Source organism: Bradyrhizobium sp. 40 (assembly GCF_023100925.1).
Lineage (GTDB): Bacteria > Pseudomonadota > Alphaproteobacteria > Rhizobiales > Xanthobacteraceae > Bradyrhizobium.
Genome location: NZ_CP064688.1, coordinates 4,254,562 through 4,270,890 on the forward strand (window position 1 = coordinate 4,254,562; position 16,329 = coordinate 4,270,890).

The 16,329-nt window shown below is 64.2% G+C and carries 23 protein-coding genes; 7 read left to right on the forward strand and 16 right to left on the reverse strand.

Annotation, left to right across the window (positions count from 1 at the left end):
• Position 1: 1 nt before the first annotated feature.
• The 9 genes from IVB40_RS20765 to IVB40_RS20805 form a co-directional block, all read right to left on the reverse strand.
• Complete coding sequence (locus IVB40_RS20765) at positions 2–706, reverse strand: glutathione S-transferase N-terminal domain-containing protein (RefSeq protein WP_247434831.1); 705 nt, start codon at positions 704–706, stop codon at positions 2–4.
• Between the two features lie 93 nt (positions 707–799).
• Complete coding sequence (locus IVB40_RS20770) at positions 800–943, reverse strand: hypothetical protein (RefSeq protein ID WP_007609210.1); 144 nt, start codon at positions 941–943, stop codon at positions 800–802.
• Positions 944–1,057: 114 nt separating this feature from the next.
• Positions 1,058–1,723: a DUF429 domain-containing protein gene (locus IVB40_RS20775; RefSeq protein WP_247816142.1), complete on the reverse strand. Its 666-nt coding sequence runs from the start codon at positions 1,721–1,723 to the stop codon at positions 1,058–1,060.
• Positions 1,724–1,757: 34 nt separating this feature from the next.
• The gene (locus IVB40_RS20780; RefSeq protein ID WP_247816143.1) at positions 1,758–2,105 is read right to left on the reverse strand and encodes a carboxymuconolactone decarboxylase family protein; all 348 of its coding nucleotides are present in this window, start codon (positions 2,103–2,105) and stop codon (positions 1,758–1,760) included.
• Positions 2,106–2,108: 3 nt separating this feature from the next.
• Positions 2,109–2,630, reverse strand: coding sequence for a sigma-70 family RNA polymerase sigma factor (locus IVB40_RS20785; protein WP_247816144.1), 522 nt, complete (start codon positions 2,628–2,630; stop codon positions 2,109–2,111).
• A complete protein-coding gene (locus tag IVB40_RS20790) occupies positions 2,627–2,836 on the reverse strand; it encodes a DUF2892 domain-containing protein (protein WP_247816145.1) in 210 nt (69 codons plus the stop codon). The genes IVB40_RS20785 and IVB40_RS20790 overlap by 4 nt, the downstream gene beginning before the upstream one ends.
• Before the next feature lie 98 nt (positions 2,837–2,934).
• Positions 2,935–4,119 carry a serine hydrolase domain-containing protein gene (locus IVB40_RS20795; RefSeq protein WP_247816146.1) on the reverse strand — a complete coding sequence of 395 codons (1,185 nt, stop codon included), beginning with the start codon at positions 4,117–4,119 and terminating at the stop codon, positions 2,935–2,937.
• Positions 4,120–4,193: 74 nt separating this feature from the next.
• Positions 4,194–4,886, reverse strand: coding sequence for a GNAT family N-acetyltransferase (locus IVB40_RS20800; protein ID WP_247816147.1), 693 nt, complete (start codon positions 4,884–4,886; stop codon positions 4,194–4,196).
• A 4-nt stretch (positions 4,887–4,890) separates the two neighbouring features.
• Positions 4,891–5,238: a Lin0512 family protein gene (locus tag IVB40_RS20805; protein WP_247408350.1), complete on the reverse strand. Its 348-nt coding sequence runs from the start codon at positions 5,236–5,238 to the stop codon at positions 4,891–4,893.
• Positions 5,239–5,400: 162 nt separating this feature from the next.
• Here IVB40_RS20805 and IVB40_RS20810 point away from each other — a divergent pair, with 162 nt between their 5' ends.
• From IVB40_RS20810 to IVB40_RS20820, 3 genes are all read left to right on the forward strand, one after another.
• On the forward strand, positions 5,401–5,754 hold the full coding sequence (locus IVB40_RS20810; RefSeq protein WP_247286471.1) for an MmcQ/YjbR family DNA-binding protein: 354 nt from the start codon (positions 5,401–5,403) through the stop codon (positions 5,752–5,754).
• A gap of 73 nt (positions 5,755–5,827) precedes the next feature.
• Positions 5,828–6,700 carry a bifunctional helix-turn-helix transcriptional regulator/GNAT family N-acetyltransferase gene (locus IVB40_RS20815; RefSeq protein ID WP_247816148.1) on the forward strand — a complete coding sequence of 291 codons (873 nt, stop codon included), beginning with the start codon at positions 5,828–5,830 and terminating at the stop codon, positions 6,698–6,700.
• 56 nt (positions 6,701–6,756) lie between these two features.
• Positions 6,757–7,143, forward strand: a complete 387-nt coding sequence (locus IVB40_RS20820; RefSeq protein WP_247819568.1) for an ester cyclase — start codon at positions 6,757–6,759, stop codon at positions 7,141–7,143.
• A 22-nt stretch (positions 7,144–7,165) separates the two neighbouring features.
• Here the strand turns inward: IVB40_RS20820 and IVB40_RS20825 are convergent, their stop codons facing one another.
• The 3 genes from IVB40_RS20825 to IVB40_RS20835 form a co-directional block, all read right to left on the reverse strand.
• Entirely contained in the window at positions 7,166–8,386 is a 1,221-nt protein-coding gene (locus IVB40_RS20825; RefSeq protein ID WP_247286474.1) for an MFS transporter, read from the reverse strand.
• Between the two features lie 273 nt (positions 8,387–8,659).
• Positions 8,660–9,238 (reverse strand): DUF308 domain-containing protein, encoded by a 579-nt coding sequence (locus IVB40_RS20830; RefSeq protein WP_247816149.1) that lies wholly within the window; start codon positions 9,236–9,238, stop codon positions 8,660–8,662.
• A 103-nt stretch (positions 9,239–9,341) separates the two neighbouring features.
• Positions 9,342–9,926: a TetR/AcrR family transcriptional regulator gene (locus tag IVB40_RS20835; RefSeq protein WP_247816150.1), complete on the reverse strand. Its 585-nt coding sequence runs from the start codon at positions 9,924–9,926 to the stop codon at positions 9,342–9,344.
• Positions 9,927–10,001: 75 nt separating this feature from the next.
• On the opposite strand from IVB40_RS20835, the gene IVB40_RS20840 reads away from it, so the two are divergent.
• The 3 genes from IVB40_RS20840 (at position 10,002) to IVB40_RS20850 (ending at position 11,453) form a co-directional block, all read left to right on the forward strand.
• Positions 10,002–10,499 carry a peptide deformylase gene (locus IVB40_RS20840; RefSeq protein ID WP_247408340.1) on the forward strand — a complete coding sequence of 166 codons (498 nt, stop codon included), beginning with the start codon at positions 10,002–10,004 and terminating at the stop codon, positions 10,497–10,499.
• A 110-nt stretch (positions 10,500–10,609) separates the two neighbouring features.
• On the forward strand, positions 10,610–11,023 hold the full coding sequence (locus IVB40_RS20845) for a GFA family protein (protein WP_247360539.1): 414 nt from the start codon (positions 10,610–10,612) through the stop codon (positions 11,021–11,023).
• Between the two features lie 25 nt (positions 11,024–11,048).
• A complete protein-coding gene (locus IVB40_RS20850) occupies positions 11,049–11,453 on the forward strand; it encodes an MAPEG family protein (protein WP_247434018.1) in 405 nt (134 codons plus the stop codon).
• Positions 11,454–11,491: 38 nt separating this feature from the next.
• Here the strand turns inward: IVB40_RS20850 and IVB40_RS20855 are convergent, their stop codons facing one another.
• From IVB40_RS20855 to IVB40_RS20865, 3 genes are read right to left on the reverse strand one after another with little or no spacing between them, the layout of a single operon-like run.
• Complete coding sequence (locus IVB40_RS20855) at positions 11,492–11,854, reverse strand: metalloregulator ArsR/SmtB family transcription factor (protein WP_027569605.1); 363 nt, start codon at positions 11,852–11,854, stop codon at positions 11,492–11,494.
• Positions 11,854–12,516 carry an SRPBCC family protein gene (locus IVB40_RS20860; RefSeq protein ID WP_247434013.1) on the reverse strand — a complete coding sequence of 221 codons (663 nt, stop codon included), beginning with the start codon at positions 12,514–12,516 and terminating at the stop codon, positions 11,854–11,856. The genes IVB40_RS20855 and IVB40_RS20860 overlap by 1 nt, the downstream gene beginning before the upstream one ends.
• 56 nt (positions 12,517–12,572) lie before the next feature.
• Entirely contained in the window at positions 12,573–13,370 is a 798-nt protein-coding gene (locus IVB40_RS20865; protein ID WP_247434010.1) for a helix-turn-helix transcriptional regulator, read from the reverse strand.
• Positions 13,371–13,496: 126 nt separating this feature from the next.
• Here IVB40_RS20865 and IVB40_RS20870 point away from each other — a divergent pair, with 126 nt between their 5' ends.
• Complete coding sequence (locus IVB40_RS20870) at positions 13,497–15,047, forward strand: carboxylesterase family protein (RefSeq protein WP_247816151.1); 1,551 nt, start codon at positions 13,497–13,499, stop codon at positions 15,045–15,047.
• Between the two features lie 7 nt (positions 15,048–15,054).
• On the opposite strand, the gene IVB40_RS20875 is transcribed toward IVB40_RS20870, so the two are convergent.
• Complete coding sequence (locus IVB40_RS20875; RefSeq protein ID WP_247360533.1) at positions 15,055–16,314, reverse strand: serine hydrolase; 1,260 nt, start codon at positions 16,312–16,314, stop codon at positions 15,055–15,057.
• Positions 16,315–16,329: the final 15 nt, after the last annotated feature.

The following is a 16,329-nucleotide window of genomic DNA, read 5'->3' on the forward strand; positions in this document are numbered from 1 at the left end:
CTTACGGCCGCTTCGGAATGTTGAGCCCGCGCTCGACCGCCGGACGCGCCAGCCCGCGTTCGAGCCAGGCGGCGACGGATTTGAACTGGCTGAACTCGACGAGATCGCCGGCGCCGTAGAAACCGATGAGATTGCGCACCCAGCCGAGCATGGAGATGTCGGCGATGGTGTAGTCGTCGTCCATGAACCATTGCCGACCGGCAAGATGCATCTCCATCACCCCGAGCAGCCGCTTGGCCTCGCCCACATAGCGCTCGAGCGGCCGCTTGTCCTCGAAGTCCTTGCCGGCGAATTTGTGGAAAAAGCCGACCTGGCCGAACATCGGCCCGATGCCGCCCATCTGGAAATGCAGCCACTGGATGGTTTGGTAACGGCGCGAGGCATCCTGCGGCAGCAGCTTGCCGGTCTTCTCCGCGAGGTATTGCAGGATCGCTCCGGATTCGAATAGCGGCAGCGGCCTGCCGCCGGGACCATCGGGATCGAGGATCGCCGGAATCTTGCCGTTCGGATTGAGCGAGAGGAACTCCGGCGTCTTCTGGTCGTCCTTGCCGAAATCGACGAGATGGACTTCGTAGGGAAGCCCGATCTCTTCCAGCATGATCGAGACCTTGACGCCGTTCGGCGTCGGCAGCGAATAGAGCTGGAGCAGCTCCGGGTGCTTGGCCGGCCAGCGCTTGGTGATGGGAAAGGCGGACAGATCGGACATCAGGACCCCGGCTTCGTTCATGAGATGCCGCCTAGTCTAGGCCAGCGGACGAACGACACAAGGTCGAGTGGTCAGATCATTTTCCCGCACAGGTCACAACGGCCGCAGCAAATGGTTGGTGGCGTGCATCACATCGCGCTGTGCGCGTTGCTCGATGAAGAGCTGGCCGGTGACGAGCAGTGCTCCGGTGAAGACGAGCGCAAGCATCGCGGTCGCGAATTGACTGGCATCCCTCATCGGACGAGCTTCTCCGTGTTCGGTTCGCACGAGGAACGCGGGCCGGCCATCGTCTGTTCCTGCAAGCTTCAAATAAATTGCAGCTTTTTCCCGATCCCTCGCACCCCGACGACCTCAATAATTGATCTCCATCCGCAAGCCCCGCGAATCGGTCTCCTCCCCGCCGAACCGCTGCGTGCTGTCACGCGCCGCGACCGCGCAGGCACAGGCGTCGATGAGATCGTCGCGGCCGATGCCGGTGCCATGTCGTTGAGACAGCCATGTCGGCAAGCGCACGAAGCCGCGCTGCTGCACGAGTGCGATGCGCTGCTCCCGGCCCTCTGCAGAGGTCTTCTTTGCAAGCCGGGCCCGCCCAGCGAGATTCCAGAAAATCAATTCCGGATGCGCTTCGCCGATCGTTGTCTGCCGCGTCGGCGTCATGATCTCGTCGGCGTCCCTGATCTTGTCCCTGATGTTCCAGAGCTGCGCTGACACGCCCCTGCCCTTGCCCTCGCACTCCCAGTAGTGACGGTTAGCTGCGGCCATGTCGGCAAATTTCCAGAGGTCGCGGCGTGCGCCGAGAAACACGGCAGGACCGACCAGCTCGCGCGCGCGCAAATCGCAGATGCGATATCCGTTCCATTTCAATCCGATCGGCATGTCGATCATCGCCCGGGCATGCGGCAGCGCAAGCAGCCGCACGAGACCCGGCGAATAATCGAACGCGTGATTGCCACGGTCGTCGATCCAGGCGGCGACCCAGCCGAAGCGAAATCCGTCAAGGCCGAGATAGTTTGGCAATTTCCTGATCCCTGACGGACATCCGCCCGCTCCTCTATCCCGGTTCCTCGCCCCGGTGCTGCTCGAACAGGCGTTGCGCCAGCAACCCGTGGCCGAGCGTGCCGCCGGCGCGAACCGCCGCCGCAATCAGCGCGGCTTCCGCGATTTCTTCGCGCGTTACACCGGCCTTCGCCGCCTGCGCCGTGTGCACATCGAGGCAATAGGCGCATTGCGTGGTGAGCGCGACCGCGAGCGAGATCAGTTCGCGATATTTTGGCGGAATCAATCCGTCCTTGCGCTCGACCGCGTGGTTGAAGGCAAGGAACGCGTTGGCCTCGACCGGCGCGAGCGCCACCAAGGCCGGGACGGATTTCAGATCGTCAGGGCTTTGATAACAGGTCATGGCTCACCTCGTCAGATATTCGCGCAGCAGGGCGCGGGCGCGATGCAGGCGTGCTTTCACGGCCTGCCGGGTCGCGCCGAGTGCGTCGGCGATTTCGTCGATGGTCATTTCCTTGACGTCGCGCATCAGCGCGACATCGCGGTAGTGCGGCGGCAGCGCCTCGAAGGCCGCCGCGACGTCGAGCCGCAAATCGGCTTCAGGACGCGACAGCAGCAGCGCCTCCGCCTCTCCGTCGTCGATCGCCGACGCGAGGCCTGCCTTACGGGCGAGCCGCAGGCATTCGCGGCGGACCACACTGAACAGCCAGGCCGAAAACGCCAGCCACGAGCGGATCGTGCCGACATGGCGATACAGGATCCATAGCGCCTCCTGCGTCGCATCCTCGGCATCCGCCGAGCTGCGACAGGTGGCGCGGGCATAGCGGCGGATGTTCGGCTGCGCCGTCTCGAGCAGAGACGCGATCGCCCGGGAATCGCCGAGGCGCGCGGCCTCGAACAGGTCCGGCGAGATCCCAGTGGCGCTCACGACACGCCTCCTCTTCCGATGCCGGCCATCGCGCACATCGGACAATAGCCGACGAGGCCGGTCAGTGCGAAGCCGGCGCCGCCGAGCGCAACCAGCCAGGCCGCGGCGCCGGTAAGGTACGCGAATGCCGCGACGGCCACCGCGACGCCCAGGGCGATCCGCACGGCCTGATGCAGGCCGCCGATGTTCTTCCTGTAAAATGCCATCACATCCTCCGAGACGAGCCGAAGCAAAATGCCTCGACCGTCAAGAGAGGGCGCGACGACCAGAAAGGATTCGCGGCAACATGCAGTTATTTTCGCGATCAGCCTCCGACGGCCTGATAGGCCAGACGCTTGAATTCGAAGAAGAACGGATTCCAGAAGCCCATGTAGCGCTGCGCCATCAGCACACCGGCGGTATTGGCCTGCGGGCAGATCCACCAATGGGTGCCGGCAAGGCCGCCCCACTGGAATTCGCCGGTCGAATTCGGAGGATCGAACGGCATCGGCGCGAAGGTGACGGCGCCGCCGAGGCCAAAGCCCTTGCCGGGGATCGGGCCGAGATTGGCGAAGCGGATGTTCTCGCCGGCGGGCAACTGGTTCGTCATCATCTGCCGCAGCGTCTCCGGCTTCAGCAGAGCATCCGAGCCCGGGAGCAGCGCCCGTATCAAAGCGAGCATGTCGGGCAAGGTCGAGACCAGTCCGCCGCCGCCCGACAGCCGCGGGAATTGCCGCCGATAGGCTTGCGGATAAGGCAGGTCGTCGGCCCGGGTGAGGCCGGGCTTCATGGGATCGAGCACATCCGTGCCGTTGTAGAGCGCGACCAGCCTGCCCTGCTGCGCGTCCGGCACGTGGAAGCCGGTATCGGTCATGCCGAGCGGCTCGAAGATGCGCGCCTTGAGCACGGCGTCGAGCGGCTTGCCGGAGACGACCTCCACGACACGCCCGAGCACGTCAGTCGCAACCGAATATTCCCAGGACGCGCCGGGATGAAAGGACAGCGGCAGGTCGGCGAGCTGGTCGATCATGTCGGTCAGCGGCGTCAACGGATTGAGAACGCGCGCCTCGTTATAGCCTTTGAACAGCACCGTACCGGGATCGAAGATGCCGTAGCTGAGGCCGGAGGTATGGGTCAAAAGCTGCCGGATCGTGATCGGGCTTTTCGCTGGCTCGACCTCGGCAAGGCTCAAAGCGCCCGGCTTGAGAACCTTGCGATTGCCGAGTTGCGGCAGGAATTTCTCGACAACGTCATCGAGCCCGATGCGGCCATCCTCGACCAACAGCATGATCGCGCAGGTGACGAAGATCTTGGTGTTGGAGAAGGCTCGAAATATGTGATCGGGCCGCAGCGCGGTGCCCTCCTCGCGATCGGCGAAACCGACGCATTGCTGATCGACGACCTCGCGGCCCCGCAGCACCGCCCAGGATGCACCCGGAATGATCTCCTGATCGACGTAACGCTGCATTGCCGTCCGCGTGGCGGAAAAATCAGGTGTTCTGGCGTCCATGTGTTTCCCCAATGATGGCAGGGATCGGTATAGCGTGAATTCGCCGGATATGAAGCCTGACCGGACGGCGCAGCTCATTCCTGCTTCATGAACGCGGTGACGTGCAGGCGGCGCCGAGTCCGCATCCCCTGCCGCTGGTACAGCGCGATGGCCGACGAGTTGCTCGAAAACACGTGCAAGAACGGAATTTCGCTGCGCGCCTCGATCTGGCGTGCGACAGCCGCCAGCAGCGCCTGCGCGTAGCCCCGCCCCCGATGATCAGGCTGGACGCAGACGGCCGTCATCTCGACGAAATTGCCCGGCTTCATGCGCTCGCCGGCCATCGCCACCAATTCGCCGCCGGCACGGATGCCGAGGAACGTCCCGAGTTCGTGGGTGCGCCGCGCGAATGGACCGGGCTTGGTCAGCTCCGTCAGCGCCATCATGGCGGGAACGTCGGCCGCCCCCAGCCGAACGATCTCGGCATCACGAAGCGGACTGTCGACCGGAGAGCCGATCATCTGCTCGCAGGGTCCGGCCAGCACGACTTTGAAACCTGCGGGAACGTCGACGGCGTCCGGTGTGAACAGCGCGGCGACCTGCGAGCCCGACAGGAGATCACGAAGCGCGGCGAAGCTCGCCTCGGACATGTCGACCATGTCGGCAAAGGGCGTCACGTCCACCGGATAGCGCAGCGCGCGAGGGCCACCTTCGGCCAGATGTTTGTGGCTGGTCGTCAGCGCGCTCCAGATCGGGCGATCCAGCAGCCGCTCATCATGATCGGACACCGGCCTAGTCCTTGTCGAAGCTGACGATGACGGCGGCATTGGCGATCAGGATCGGGTCGTTGCCCTGTTCCGGGGCCGACGGAATCTCCAGCCCGCCCTTCACCGCGTTGACGGTGACAGTGCCGTAAGGCAGTTCCTTCGCGACCGCGTCCTTGTCGACGCTTTCCGGATTCGGCACCGCGATCGTGACGTCCACGAACATGTCGTTCGCAGTCTTGTCGATCATCCGGAAGAAGCCGAGGCTCGAATGCCTGATGGCATCAGAGACGGCACGTTTCGCCGCCTTGGTGGCGTCCCTGCCATGGACGTCGACGCCCATCCCCATCTCGGTGATACAGCGAATGCGAGCCATGTTCTTATTCCTGTGACTGATTGAGTGGTGGGGAGTGTGGGGGATCGAACGGCACGATACAAGTAGGGTCGTTCCTCTCGTGTCCCGGATGCGGTGCGGCACGCCGTGGCGCTCCGAGGTTGCGGCATTGCAAGCCGCGGGCGCTGTGCTATCGCTCGGGCGATGACTCCCAAAACTTTCGAAACCCGCTGCCTGCGCCTGCCCGCCGTCACCAAGGTGGTGCAGTGGGAGGGCACCTCGGTGTTCAAGGTCGGCGGCAAGATGTTCGCACTCGGCGGCGGCTTTGCCGCGCGCTCCGGCGGCTACATGTTCAAGGTCTCGAACATGGCCTATGCCATGTTGATCGAGCACGGCCTTGCGCGGCCGGCACCGTATCTGGCGCGCGCTAAATGGGTGCAGCTCGTCGGCAACAACGCGCTGCCGGACGCCGAGCTCACGGCCTATCTGGCGCAGGCGCACGCGATGGTCGCGACGAAACTCACGCGGAAATCCCGCAAGGCACTGGGCCTGGATTGAAGCGCAGTTCGCTGGTGGAGCGAAAGCCTGCGCTGATTGACATCGATGATATGCCTGACTAAAGTCAGACATCATGCTCGAGCCTGTTTCACGCGTCCGCCGCTTCAATCGCGCCGTCACGTCCGCTGTCGGCGCGCTCGACACGTCATTCCTGGGACGCGGGCGGCCGCTGGGTGCGGCGCGCGTGCTCAACGCGATCGGGCACGGACGTTCGGACGTGGCCGAGATTCGCGACTATCTCGGCCTCGATTCCGGACTGATGAGCCGCCTGCTCCGCAGCCTCGAGGACGAAGGGCTGGTCGAGACCATTGCGCATGAAGATGATGCGCGCCGCCGCGTGGCGACGTTGACGCGTGCGGGCCGGCGCGAGTTCGCGGCCTATGAGGCGCTGTCGAACACGCAGGCCGAGGGCTTCCTCGCCCAGCACTCGCAATGCGAAGCGCTGCTGGCGGCGATGGATTTGATTGCTTGCGCATTGACGCGCGAGCGCGTCACGCTGGACGAGATGGACCCGCGGAGCGAACAGGCCCGTTATTGCCTCGGCGAATATTATGGCGAGCTCGGCCGCCGCTTCAAGCAGGGGTTTGACGTCTCGCTGTCGCGCGATCCTGACGCCAAGGATATGCGCCGCCCGCGCGGCACATTCATCGTCGCAATGTCGGACACGCTGCCGATCGGCTGCGTCGGGCTCAAGGGCACGGATCACGGCTATGCCGAGATCAAGCGTCTTTGGGTCGCACCGGCGGCGCGCGGATTGCGGCTCGGCAGGCGCCTGATGGACGCGACCGAGGATGCCGCGCGCGGGCTCGGCATCAAGCTGCTGCGGCTCGACACCAACAGCGCGCTGGCGGAGGCCGGCCAGCTCTACCGACGAAGCGGCTGGAGCGAGATCCCCCGCTTCAATGACGACCCCTACCCGGACCTGTTCTTCGAAAAACGTCTGTGAGCGCCGGCGCCTTTTCTCCCGCTGCCGCGTTATGGCCGGAGCCGCAGGAGCACGCCATGACCGGGTCCGACCTCGCCGACATCTACCGCGACTACATCGCCTGCCTGAACCGGCAGGATTGGCCCGCCCTCGGACAGTTCGTCCACGATGACGTCGCCCACAATGCGCGACCATTCGGATTGTCCGGCTATCGCGCCATGCTGGAGCAGGATTTTCGCTCAATCCCAGATCTGCATTTCAAGATCGAGCTGGTGGTCTGCGAGCCGCCCCACATCGCCTCCCGGCTGAAGTTCGATTGCACGCCGGCTGGAAAGTTTCTGGGGCTGGATGTGAACGGCAGGCGCGTGTCCTTCTGCGAACACGTGTTCTATCAATTTCGCGACGGAAAAATACGACACGTGTGGTCCATCATCGACAAGCCCGCGATCGAGGCGCAGCTCTAGCGCTGCGCCTCGACGAACCTGCTTACGCTGCTGCCGGCGCCAACTCCGCTTGCGGCTTCGGGAACGGCTTGAAATTCATCGCCATCAGGAAGGCGCCGAGGCCCATCGCCCAGGAGGCGATATAGAGCCAGGCGTAGCTCGAGAACGCATCGTAGATCAGGCCGCCGGCGAGCGGGCCCGTGGCCATGCCGAGACTGCCGGCCATGGCGGTGCCGCCGATCACCGTGCCCATCATCTTGAGCGGAAAATTTTCGCGGATCAGCACCGCGTAGAGCGGCATGGTGCCGGCATAGATGAAGCCGAAGACAGCCCCGACCGCGTAGAACGTCGCAAGCTGGTGCGCGAAGACATAGGCGAGTGCGCCGAAGGCCTGCAGCAGCAGGCCCGAGACGAGCACGCGCTTGGCGCCGAAGCGGTCACCCATCAGGCCGAAGGCGATGCGGCCGCCGAGGCCGGCAAAACCCTCGATGCTGTAGATCGTCACCGCCGCGACCAGCGGGATGCCGCAGCTCACCGCATAGGAGACGGTGTGAATGATCGGGCCGGAATGGGTGGCGCAGCAGAAGAAATTGGTCGCGAGCAGGATCAGGAATTGCGGCGAGCGCAGCGCCTCTCCCATCGACATCTCACCTTGCGTAGCCGTCTCGCCCACAGGCGCGGCCACGGCGTGCGCGAGGGCCGGCGGGCGGCGCACCAGGAACGAGACCGGGATCATGATGGCGCCGACCACCAGCGCCACGATCTGCATCGAGGTGCGCCAGTCATGGCCAGAGACGAGCCAGGCCGCGAGCGGCGCCATCGTCATCGGCGCCATGCCCATGCCGGCCGACACCAGCGAGACCGCAAGGCTGCGATGGGTGTCGAACCAGCCGGTCACGGTCGCCATCATCGGCGCGAAGATCGCGGCACAGGACGCCCCGACCAGAAGGCCGAAGACGAACTGAAACGCCAATAGCGAGGTGGCGTGGCTCGCCGCGAACAGGCTCACGGTTAGCACGCACGATCCGGTCAGCACCACCGGCCGCGGTCCAAACCGGTCCGTCAGCGTGCCCCAGACCATGCTGGTGCAGGCCATCGCCAGAAAGCCGATTGTCATCGCGCTGGAGATGCCGGTCACGGACCAGCCGGTATCCTTTGCGATCGGCTGCAGGAACACCGGCAGCGAAAACATGCCGCCGATGGCGACGCAGCCGAGCAAGCCGCCCGCGGCGACGATCACCCAGCGATAGGAGGAAGCGTTCATTTTGGTCTCCCGTCAGATCTGTCTGGGTGGAAGACGAATGGGAACATGGTGGGCCGACAGGCCGACGCAAGTTTTTGCGGCACGCTTTTGTGATCTGCCAAACAAAAAACGCGAAAACAACCCCATGCACAGTAGCCGGGCGCTTTGGGATCAAGGACTTACAGCGCAGCTCTTTGCAGTGCGAAGGAAGACCCGCCGTTTGACTCGTCGGGCAAAACACCTGCACCATGGCATCATCCCGCCGCTATTAATTCGTCCCCCGCGAACAGGCCTTCAAACAGCCACGCCGCGCCGCCACTCGCCGACTGTGAGCCAGACCGCCGAGACCAGGAAGTAGAGCGCACCGACTGCAGCATAGCCCGCGACGTTCGCGATCGAGGGAACCGCGGGCATCATGGCCTGAAAGATGAAGAAGCCGCCTGCGACAGCCGACTGGCCACCGCTGAGCACCATGGCCCATTGCGCGCCAAGACTCCGCCAGCGGCGAATGGCCGTCCCCAACTGCAGCAGTCCGGACACAATCGCCCATGCCCCGAAGATTCCGAGAATCCGGTTCATGCTCATCTGCAAGGTCACAAGCACCGCGACGGTGGTCGCCAGGCTGACCACAACGTTCAGAGCCTGCGTGCGGTTTTGAGCGAGTCCGCCGCTGCGAACAGCGTCCGCGAAGTTGGCTGCGGCGTCCCATGCGGGATAGAGGACGAGCAAGGCGCCGGCGATCACTGGAGAAGAAGCCGCGGCGGCAAACGCAGCAGCGACCCAGGCCACCGAGAACGCCGCTCGCACGAAGTAGTATTGCTTCAGCCATCGCTCGCGGTCGGTATGAACCGGATCCAATTGATATCGCGCCATCGCAGTCTCTCCATACCGACTAGTTGGTAGTTTTCTTACACGCAACGAAACCGTCTTCGACCAGCCCACTTGCTGGCTGTCGTCATCGTCTTGCTGATGTCTCTCAGTGCTTGTTGGACAGCCGGTCCAGCAGCGGGGTGGTAATCACACCGAACATCTTTGGATCGCCATAGGCACGCGCCGACAGCATGGCGCCGTGAATGGTCGCCATGAATCCTTCGGCCTCGACGCGGGCTGTGCCGGAGAGTTTGAGTTGCCCTTTTCGTTTGCCGCGCTCCATGACGGCCGTCAGCCAGGAAGCCAAGGAGCGGAAGTGCGCACGGACTTCGAGCGCAACCTGCTCCGGCAGGATCGGAAGCTCGCTGGCCAGCAGCGCGCACACGCAGAACGGCGCCGTCGCATCATTGATGCACGCCTTCCAGTACGCGACATAGTTTTCGAGCTGCTCGCGCGGATCAGGGACATTGCGCTCGAGCGCGGACAGTCCCGCCTCGGCTTCGGCGCGGTAGCGCGACACGAGGGTGCGGACCAGATCGACCTTGCTGGCGAAATGGTGGTGGATGCTCGGCTTGCGGATGCCGACCACCTCGGCCACGTCGGCGTAGCTGAAGCCGTTATAGCCGCCCGCGATGATCAAGCTGCGCGCGCACGCCAGGATGTCGTCGGCTGTCGAGGAAACGTTGGTCATGGTCCTAGCTACCTTCCAGTTGGTAGGGCGTCAAGAACGGGATGCTTCAACCATCCGTGAGTGCTAGGAGCCTGCATGACCATTCGCCCGATCGTCCGCTATCCCGACCGCCGCCTCACGTTGCCGGCCCGCCCCGTCACGGCATTCGACGCAACGCTCCGCGAGCTTGCAAATGATCTGCTCGAGACCATGCGCGCCGCGCCCGGCATCGGCATCACGGCGCCGCATATCGGCGTGCCCTTGCGCGTCGTCGTGCTCGAGCTCGACGCCAGGGAGGGTGCGCAGACCTATGTCAATCCGGAGATCGAGTGGGCCTCACCCGAGATGATCCTGCATCGCGAAGGCAGCGTCTCGATGCCCGGTGTCAACGACGAGGTGCAGCGCCACGCCCGCGTGCGGATCAGCTATCAGGATCTCGACGGCAACATGCACAGCGAGGAGTCGGACTCCTTGCGCGCCGTCTGCCACCAGCACGAGATCGACCAGCTCGACGGGATGTTCTGGATCCAGCGGCTGTCGCGGCTGAAGCGGGAGCGGCTGGTGAAGAAGTTCGAGAAGATGTCGCGCGGGTGAGCGGGCCGGCAAAGATCGGACTTGTGTGAAGTCGCGCCGCCTGTTCGATATGGAGAAGTCAAACCAGCCTGATATGATCAGACCGGTCGGCCCCGTCGGGAGGGACACGAATGACTCATTCAGGTCGTTGCGCCTGCGGCGCGGTTTGTTACACCATCGCGTCCGCGCCGATCCGCGGCTTCCAATGCCAGTGCAGCGACTGTCAGCGCGATACCGGCAGCGGCCACAGCTCCATCTTCGTGTTCGCGCGCAGCGCAGTCTCGGTGACAGGCGAGGTGCGCGAAATCGAGCGCACTGCCGACAGCGGCGCAGTCAAGCGCAAGGGGTTTTGTCCGAACTGCGGCTCGCCGATCTATAACAAGCCGGACGAGAAGCCGGAGTTTATCGGCATCTATGTCGGCACGCTTGACGATGCCAGCACGTTCAAACCGTCCGTCGTGCTGTTCTGCTCGCGCGGATATGCCTGGGATCACCTCGATCCCGAGATTCCCAAACTCCCGGAATGGCACCCGGGATCGCGCTGATTTTTTGCAGATTGGGAGACAGCCAATGGCGATGAGCTTCGAGCTATCGATGCTGGCCGCCGCAATCGTCTGGGGCTTCGTACAGCTTGTCGCCGCCGCGCAAGCCGCGAACCTGCAATACGGCCTGAGATGGGCTGCGAGCCCGCGCGACACCGAGATGCCGCCGCTCAAGCCCATCGCCGGCCGGCTCAACCGAAATTTCCGCAACTACATGGAGACGTTTCCGTTCTTTGCCGCCGCGATCCTCATCTCTCACGCCGCAGGCGCTCACAACGAGCTGACCTATTGGGGATCGATCGCCTATCTTGGCGGACGCATCGCCTACACCGCGCTTTACCTATCCGGCGTACCGCTCGTCCGCTCACTGTTCTGGAATATCGCCAGCTTTGGCATGCTTGCAGTCTTGGCAGCGCCTTTCGTGCCTCACTGAAGCGACGCCTTGGCGACTTTGCCTTTGCCGCGATGCCTTCACGCCCGCTTCCCGCTCCGCTTGTTCATTGGAGCATTGCGACGCTCGCGTTTGCCGCGCGCGATCTCCGTCGCCAGGGCGTCCAGCTTCGGCTCCCAGAAATTCCTGAACTGGCCGACCCATGCGTCGACCGCGCGAAGCCCCGCAGCATCGACCGAATAGAGCCGTCGTTGCGCCTCCGCCCGAACGGTCGCGAAGCCGCTCTCGCGCAGCACCTTGAGGTGCTGCGACACGGCGGCCTGCGTGATCCCGAACTCCGCTCCGATCGCCTCGACGACCTCACCGGACGCCATCTCGCCGGGCGCAAGCAGCTCGAGGATGCGACGGCGGACGGGATCGGCAAGGACATCGAAGATTTGCATCAGCTTCCTGTGCCCGGATGCGCAACGTCGGGCGGCGTCTCGCCGCGATAGAAAGCGATGGTGCGGTCCGACCGCTGCTTGGCGGAGGCAGGATCCACGCCGCTTGCGACGTGCGCCGCGCGCCAATACTCGCCGCTGCTCGTCATGAATTCCTTGCCCGCGGGAGAGCCCATCCATGCCTCGGCCGTCTCATGGTCGACCGATGCCCCGGTCGCAACATATCGCTCCAGCCCCGCAATGGCGAGATCCCAGCCGATGCCGACTGCCCCTGGACCGAACTGATTCCAATGATCCTCGATGATCGCGGTGTGCTCAAGCGTCAGCCGCGCCTGGCTTCGTTCTGCCGTCAGCTTGACATCGATCCAGCTCATCGCGCCGCCGAATTCCCACGTCGCCGCGAAATGGGTCGGCGGCGTACACGCCGTGATGGTGCCGCCGGCATTTCCCTTGAGCTGGTACTTTCCACCGAGCCGGAGATCTCCATCGACCGGCAAGAACCAGCGCGGAATGCGTTGTGGGCTGGTCACTGCGTCCCAGAGATCATCGACGCTGGTCTCGTATAGCCGCGTCAGCGTCACCGCACTGGCCGCTTTCCCGTCCCTCTCGAAATTCCTCACCGAGCGCGTAACCAGCCCCAATACCCTGACGACGTCGATCTCCATGGCGCTCCTCCTTGTCGTTGCGTGCCATGATGAATATCGGTCGAAGCTAATATAAGTCAATTCTTATATTCTGAGGAGATGCCGCTCAGATATTTGCCCGGCGGTTTCCCGAGCGCCTTCTTGAACATGGTGATGAAGGCCGCGACGGAGTCGTAGCCGAGATCGGCGGATACCTGCTGGACGCTGGCGCCGGACGTCAGCTCCCGCAAGGCGACGATCAGGTGCAATTGCTGGCGCCAGCGCCCGAAGCTCAAGCCCGTCTCCCTGACGACGAGACGCGCGAGGCTGCTCTCGCTCAGCGCGACGCGATCGGCCCATTCGGCCAGCGTTCTGCGGTCGGAAGGGTTTTTCGCCAGCGCTGCGGCAATCTTCTTCAAGCGCGGCTCGGGAGAGAGCGGCAGATGAAGCTGCTGAACCGGCATGCGGGGAAGCTCGCGCAGAAGGACGCTCGCCAGAAGGTCCCCCCTCGCCTCGTCATCCGCGATCTGATCGGACAATTCGACGATCACTTCACGCAGGAGCGGGGAGATCGAAAGCGTGCAGCAGCGATCCGGCAGGTCCACGAGATCAGGCTCGATATAGACGAAGAACAGCCGGGCATTTTCTGTCGCGAGGTTACTGTGCTGCAGGCCCCCGGGAATCCACACCGCGCAATGCGGCGGGACCATCCACAGGCCGGTGGGAACGCGACAGGTGACAGCGCCGCCCAGGGCAAAGACAAGTTGCCCCTTGCGGTGCCTGTGATCGGGCACCTCATCCTTGGTCCCGATCACGTCGACGCGCACCGCGATGACAGGTGCGGAGACATCATCCACATTGAGATCAGGCCATGGAAAACGGAGCGGCTGCCGCATGCTTGCCGGTTTTTAGCAATTGATTGGCGGAACATCTAAATCGAGCGGAGAGGAATGTCGATAGGGTGCCGCCTGAACCTGCCCGGGGGCGTCCGGGCGCCGCCCACGTGATCGAAAGAAACGGCCATGCATGGTTTCACGAGTACGACAGCGGCCGGGCTGGAACCCGTGGTCCGCATGCAAGCGGGGGCCGTGCGTGGCGGCCCGCGCGATGCAAGCGGCGTGATCGCGTTCAAAGGCATTCCCTACGCAGCACCGCCGGTCGGGCCTCTGCGTTGGTGCGCACCAAAGCCGCCGGCGCCCTGGGATGGCGTGCGCGATGCGCTTGTGTTCGGCGCGGGGTGTCTATCGGCGCTCGAAAATGACCAGCGGCCGGGGCCGCGCGACGAGGATTGCCTTTATCTCAACGTCTGGACCGCGGCGAAGCACGCGGACGAGACGCGGCCCGTAATGGTGTGGATTCACGGCGGCGGCTTTCAGTTCGGCTCCTCGGCGAATCCGGCAACCGATGGCGGCCGGCTAGCAGCGAAGGGTGTCGTCGTCGTCAGCTTCAACTACCGCCTCGGCATCCTCGGCTTCCTCGCCCATCCCGATCTCGATACAAAGGCGCCCTCGGGCAATTACGGCCTGCAGGATCAACTGGCGGCGCTGCGCTGGGTCAAGGCCAACATTGCCGGCTTTGGCGGCGACCCCGACAACGTCACCCTGTTCGGCGAATCCGCCGGCGCCATGGCCGTCGGCATCCTGATGGCCTCGCCGCTTGCACATGGACTGTTTCACAAGGCCATTGGGCAGAGCGGTGCGTTCTGGGACGGCAAGCACGGCCCACTCCAGGGCTTTGAAGAAGCCCGCGCGCGTGGTCTGGCTTATGCCCGGCAACAGCACAACGCGTCGATCGCAGCTTTGCGCAGCATGCCGGCCGATCGGTTGAATGCATCCGCGCCGTGGAGTTTCAGGACCAGCCCGGTCGTGACGGCCTTCTCGCCGAGCATCGATGGTCATGTTGTGCCTGATGTGCCCGCGCGGCGCTTCCTGCGCGGCGAACAGATGCACATCCCGCTACTGGCGGGCTGGAATGCGGCCGAGGAATTTCCTTTCCGTTCGCAGTCACTGCCCGATCAATCAGCGCAAGCCTTTGTCTCCGCGGGCGAGGCGATGTTCGGCAAGGAGCGCTTGGCCGATTTCCTGAAGGTCTATCCCGCGGCGACCGACGCGGAGGCCAGGACTTCCGCGGCGGCGCTTAACGGCGACTATGTAGTTGGCGAGCAATGCTGGCAGTGGCTGCGATTGCATTGGCGCGGGGGACGCGCGCCGGTTTACGGCTATCACTTCAGCTACACCTCGCGCTACACGCCGATCGCCTCGCACGTCACCGAAATTCCGTTCGTGTTCGGCACACTCACACCGCAACAGGTGATCGGCAGTTCGGCACCGCCGGCCGAAGAGGACCGCGCCCTGGCGCGGACCATGATGGCCTATTGGGTGAATTTCGCGGCGCATGGCGATCCCAACGGATCAGGCCTGCCACCCTGGCCGGCCTATGACGAGACGGACGTCGTGCAGATCCTGGGCACGCCGATCGAAGCCCGCCCCAATCCGCAAGCCGCCGGCTTCCGCTTTCTCGCCAGTTTCAGGCATGACGGCATTTTGCCGATGCGCTGGCGGGAGCTGCCGTAGGCGTACCTCACCCGCCCGCCATGAGCTCCTTCGCCAGCGCCATGTAGGCCGGCAGCGTCACGGGATCGTTGGCGGCGTTGCCCGCTGCGGGGTGCGAGGCGTAGCGCGCGATCACCATCTCGGCCTTGGGATCGATATAGATGCCCTGCCCGTGAACGCCGCGCGCCATATAGGCGCCGTGGGCATTGTGCGTGACCCACCATTGATTGCGATAGGAGGCACCGGGTAGCGTGGTGTAACCGGCGGGCTTGAATTTCTCGGGATCGCCGCCGCGCGCGATGTCTTCGACAACAGATGAAGGCACGATCTGCCGGCCATTGAAGCGGCCATGATTGCGCATGGTCTCGCCGAAGCGGGCGAGATCGCGCAAGGTGGTGGAGAGGCCGCCACCGCCGCTTTCGGTGCCGATGCGATCGACGTGGTAATGCGCGTCCTCCTCGGCGCCGATCGGCTGCCAGATGCGCTCGGAGAGCAGATCGGACAAGTTCATGCCGCTGACGCGCCGGATGATCCAGGCGAGCACGTCGGTGTTGACGGTCTTGTAGGCGAAGGCCTTGCCGTGCTCGCCCTGCTTCTTCTGCGCCATCAGAAATTCGAAGATGGTGGTCGGGCCGTCGTAATCCGGCGGAATCGGTGCCATGCCGTTCGCCCGCCGGAGGCCCCAGACGTGAGAGTTCTTGTCGGTATAGACCTCCGTGTATTCGAGCCCGGTGGTCATATCCATGACCTCGTGCACGCGCGCATCGCCGAAGGCGCTGGCCTTCAGCTCCGGCACATACTCCGTGACAGGCGCCTGCGGATCGATCTTGCCCTCGGCGACCAGAATGCCGGCGAGCACGCCCGTGAACGATTTCGTCACCGACATCGCGATATGCGGCTTGTGCGGCTTCAACGCGCCGAAATAGCGCTCATAGATCAGCCTGCCCCGATGCAGCACGGCGATGCCGTCGGTGTAGGTCTCCTCGAGCATCCTCGCGAACGTCATGGGCCGGCCGTCCATCGTGGTCGACGCGGAGGCGCCGATGTCATGGTCTTGGCGCGGCAGCACCGATGCAGGCTCCGCCCCGCGCCAGACGTTCACGGTCGGCACCAGCTGGCGAATGTTGCTCCATGCCCAGCGCAGCTCGGGGAAGCTGCGGAACGAGCCGTTCTGGAAGGAGATGGTGCGGTTTTCCGGTGGCGGGAAGCCCTTCATCCAGCCGAGTGTCTCGGAATCGGTTTCGGCGGCGGTTGCGGACGGCTGACTCGCGGCGGTGGCGGCGGACATGGGCATTGGGCTCCG

What these genes read in the sequence shown, in the direction of transcription:
- IVB40_RS20765 (WP_247434831.1), bottom strand. Translation starts at nt 706, where the DNA reads ATGTCCGATCTGTCCGCCTTTCCCATCACCAAGCGCTGGCCGGCCAAG.
- IVB40_RS20770 (WP_007609210.1), bottom strand. Translation starts at nt 943, where the DNA reads ATGAGGGATGCCAGTCAATTCGCGACCGCGATGCTTGCGCTCGTCTTC.
- IVB40_RS20780 (WP_247816143.1), bottom strand. Translation starts at nt 2,105, where the DNA reads ATGACCTGTTATCAAAGCCCTGACGATCTGAAATCCGTCCCGGCCTTG.
- IVB40_RS20790 (WP_247816145.1), bottom strand. Translation starts at nt 2,836, where the DNA reads ATGGCATTTTACAGGAAGAACATCGGCGGCCTGCATCAGGCCGTGCGG.
- IVB40_RS20795 (WP_247816146.1), bottom strand. Translation starts at nt 4,119, where the DNA reads ATGGACGCCAGAACACCTGATTTTTCCGCCACGCGGACGGCAATGCAG.
- IVB40_RS20805 (WP_247408350.1), bottom strand. Translation starts at nt 5,238, where the DNA reads ATGGCTCGCATTCGCTGTATCACCGAGATGGGGATGGGCGTCGACGTC.
- IVB40_RS20810 (WP_247286471.1), top strand. Translation starts at nt 5,401, where the DNA reads ATGACTCCCAAAACTTTCGAAACCCGCTGCCTGCGCCTGCCCGCCGTC.
- IVB40_RS20815 (WP_247816148.1), top strand. Translation starts at nt 5,828, where the DNA reads ATGCTCGAGCCTGTTTCACGCGTCCGCCGCTTCAATCGCGCCGTCACG.
- IVB40_RS20820 (WP_247819568.1), top strand. Translation starts at nt 6,757, where the DNA reads ATGACCGGGTCCGACCTCGCCGACATCTACCGCGACTACATCGCCTGC.
- IVB40_RS20825 (WP_247286474.1), bottom strand. Translation starts at nt 8,386, where the DNA reads ATGAACGCTTCCTCCTATCGCTGGGTGATCGTCGCCGCGGGCGGCTTG.
- IVB40_RS20830 (WP_247816149.1), bottom strand. Translation starts at nt 9,238, where the DNA reads ATGGCGCGATATCAATTGGATCCGGTTCATACCGACCGCGAGCGATGG.
- IVB40_RS20835 (WP_247816150.1), bottom strand. Translation starts at nt 9,926, where the DNA reads ATGACCAACGTTTCCTCGACAGCCGACGACATCCTGGCGTGCGCGCGC.
- IVB40_RS20840 (WP_247408340.1), top strand. Translation starts at nt 10,002, where the DNA reads ATGACCATTCGCCCGATCGTCCGCTATCCCGACCGCCGCCTCACGTTG.
- IVB40_RS20845 (WP_247360539.1), top strand. Translation starts at nt 10,610, where the DNA reads ATGACTCATTCAGGTCGTTGCGCCTGCGGCGCGGTTTGTTACACCATC.
- IVB40_RS20850 (WP_247434018.1), top strand. Translation starts at nt 11,049, where the DNA reads ATGGCGATGAGCTTCGAGCTATCGATGCTGGCCGCCGCAATCGTCTGG.
- IVB40_RS20855 (WP_027569605.1), bottom strand. Translation starts at nt 11,854, where the DNA reads ATGCAAATCTTCGATGTCCTTGCCGATCCCGTCCGCCGTCGCATCCTC.
- IVB40_RS20860 (WP_247434013.1), bottom strand. Translation starts at nt 12,516, where the DNA reads ATGGAGATCGACGTCGTCAGGGTATTGGGGCTGGTTACGCGCTCGGTG.
- IVB40_RS20865 (WP_247434010.1), bottom strand. Translation starts at nt 13,370, where the DNA reads ATGCGGCAGCCGCTCCGTTTTCCATGGCCTGATCTCAATGTGGATGAT.
- IVB40_RS20870 (WP_247816151.1), top strand. Translation starts at nt 13,497, where the DNA reads ATGCATGGTTTCACGAGTACGACAGCGGCCGGGCTGGAACCCGTGGTC.
- IVB40_RS20875 (WP_247360533.1), bottom strand. Translation starts at nt 16,314, where the DNA reads ATGTCCGCCGCCACCGCCGCGAGTCAGCCGTCCGCAACCGCCGCCGAA.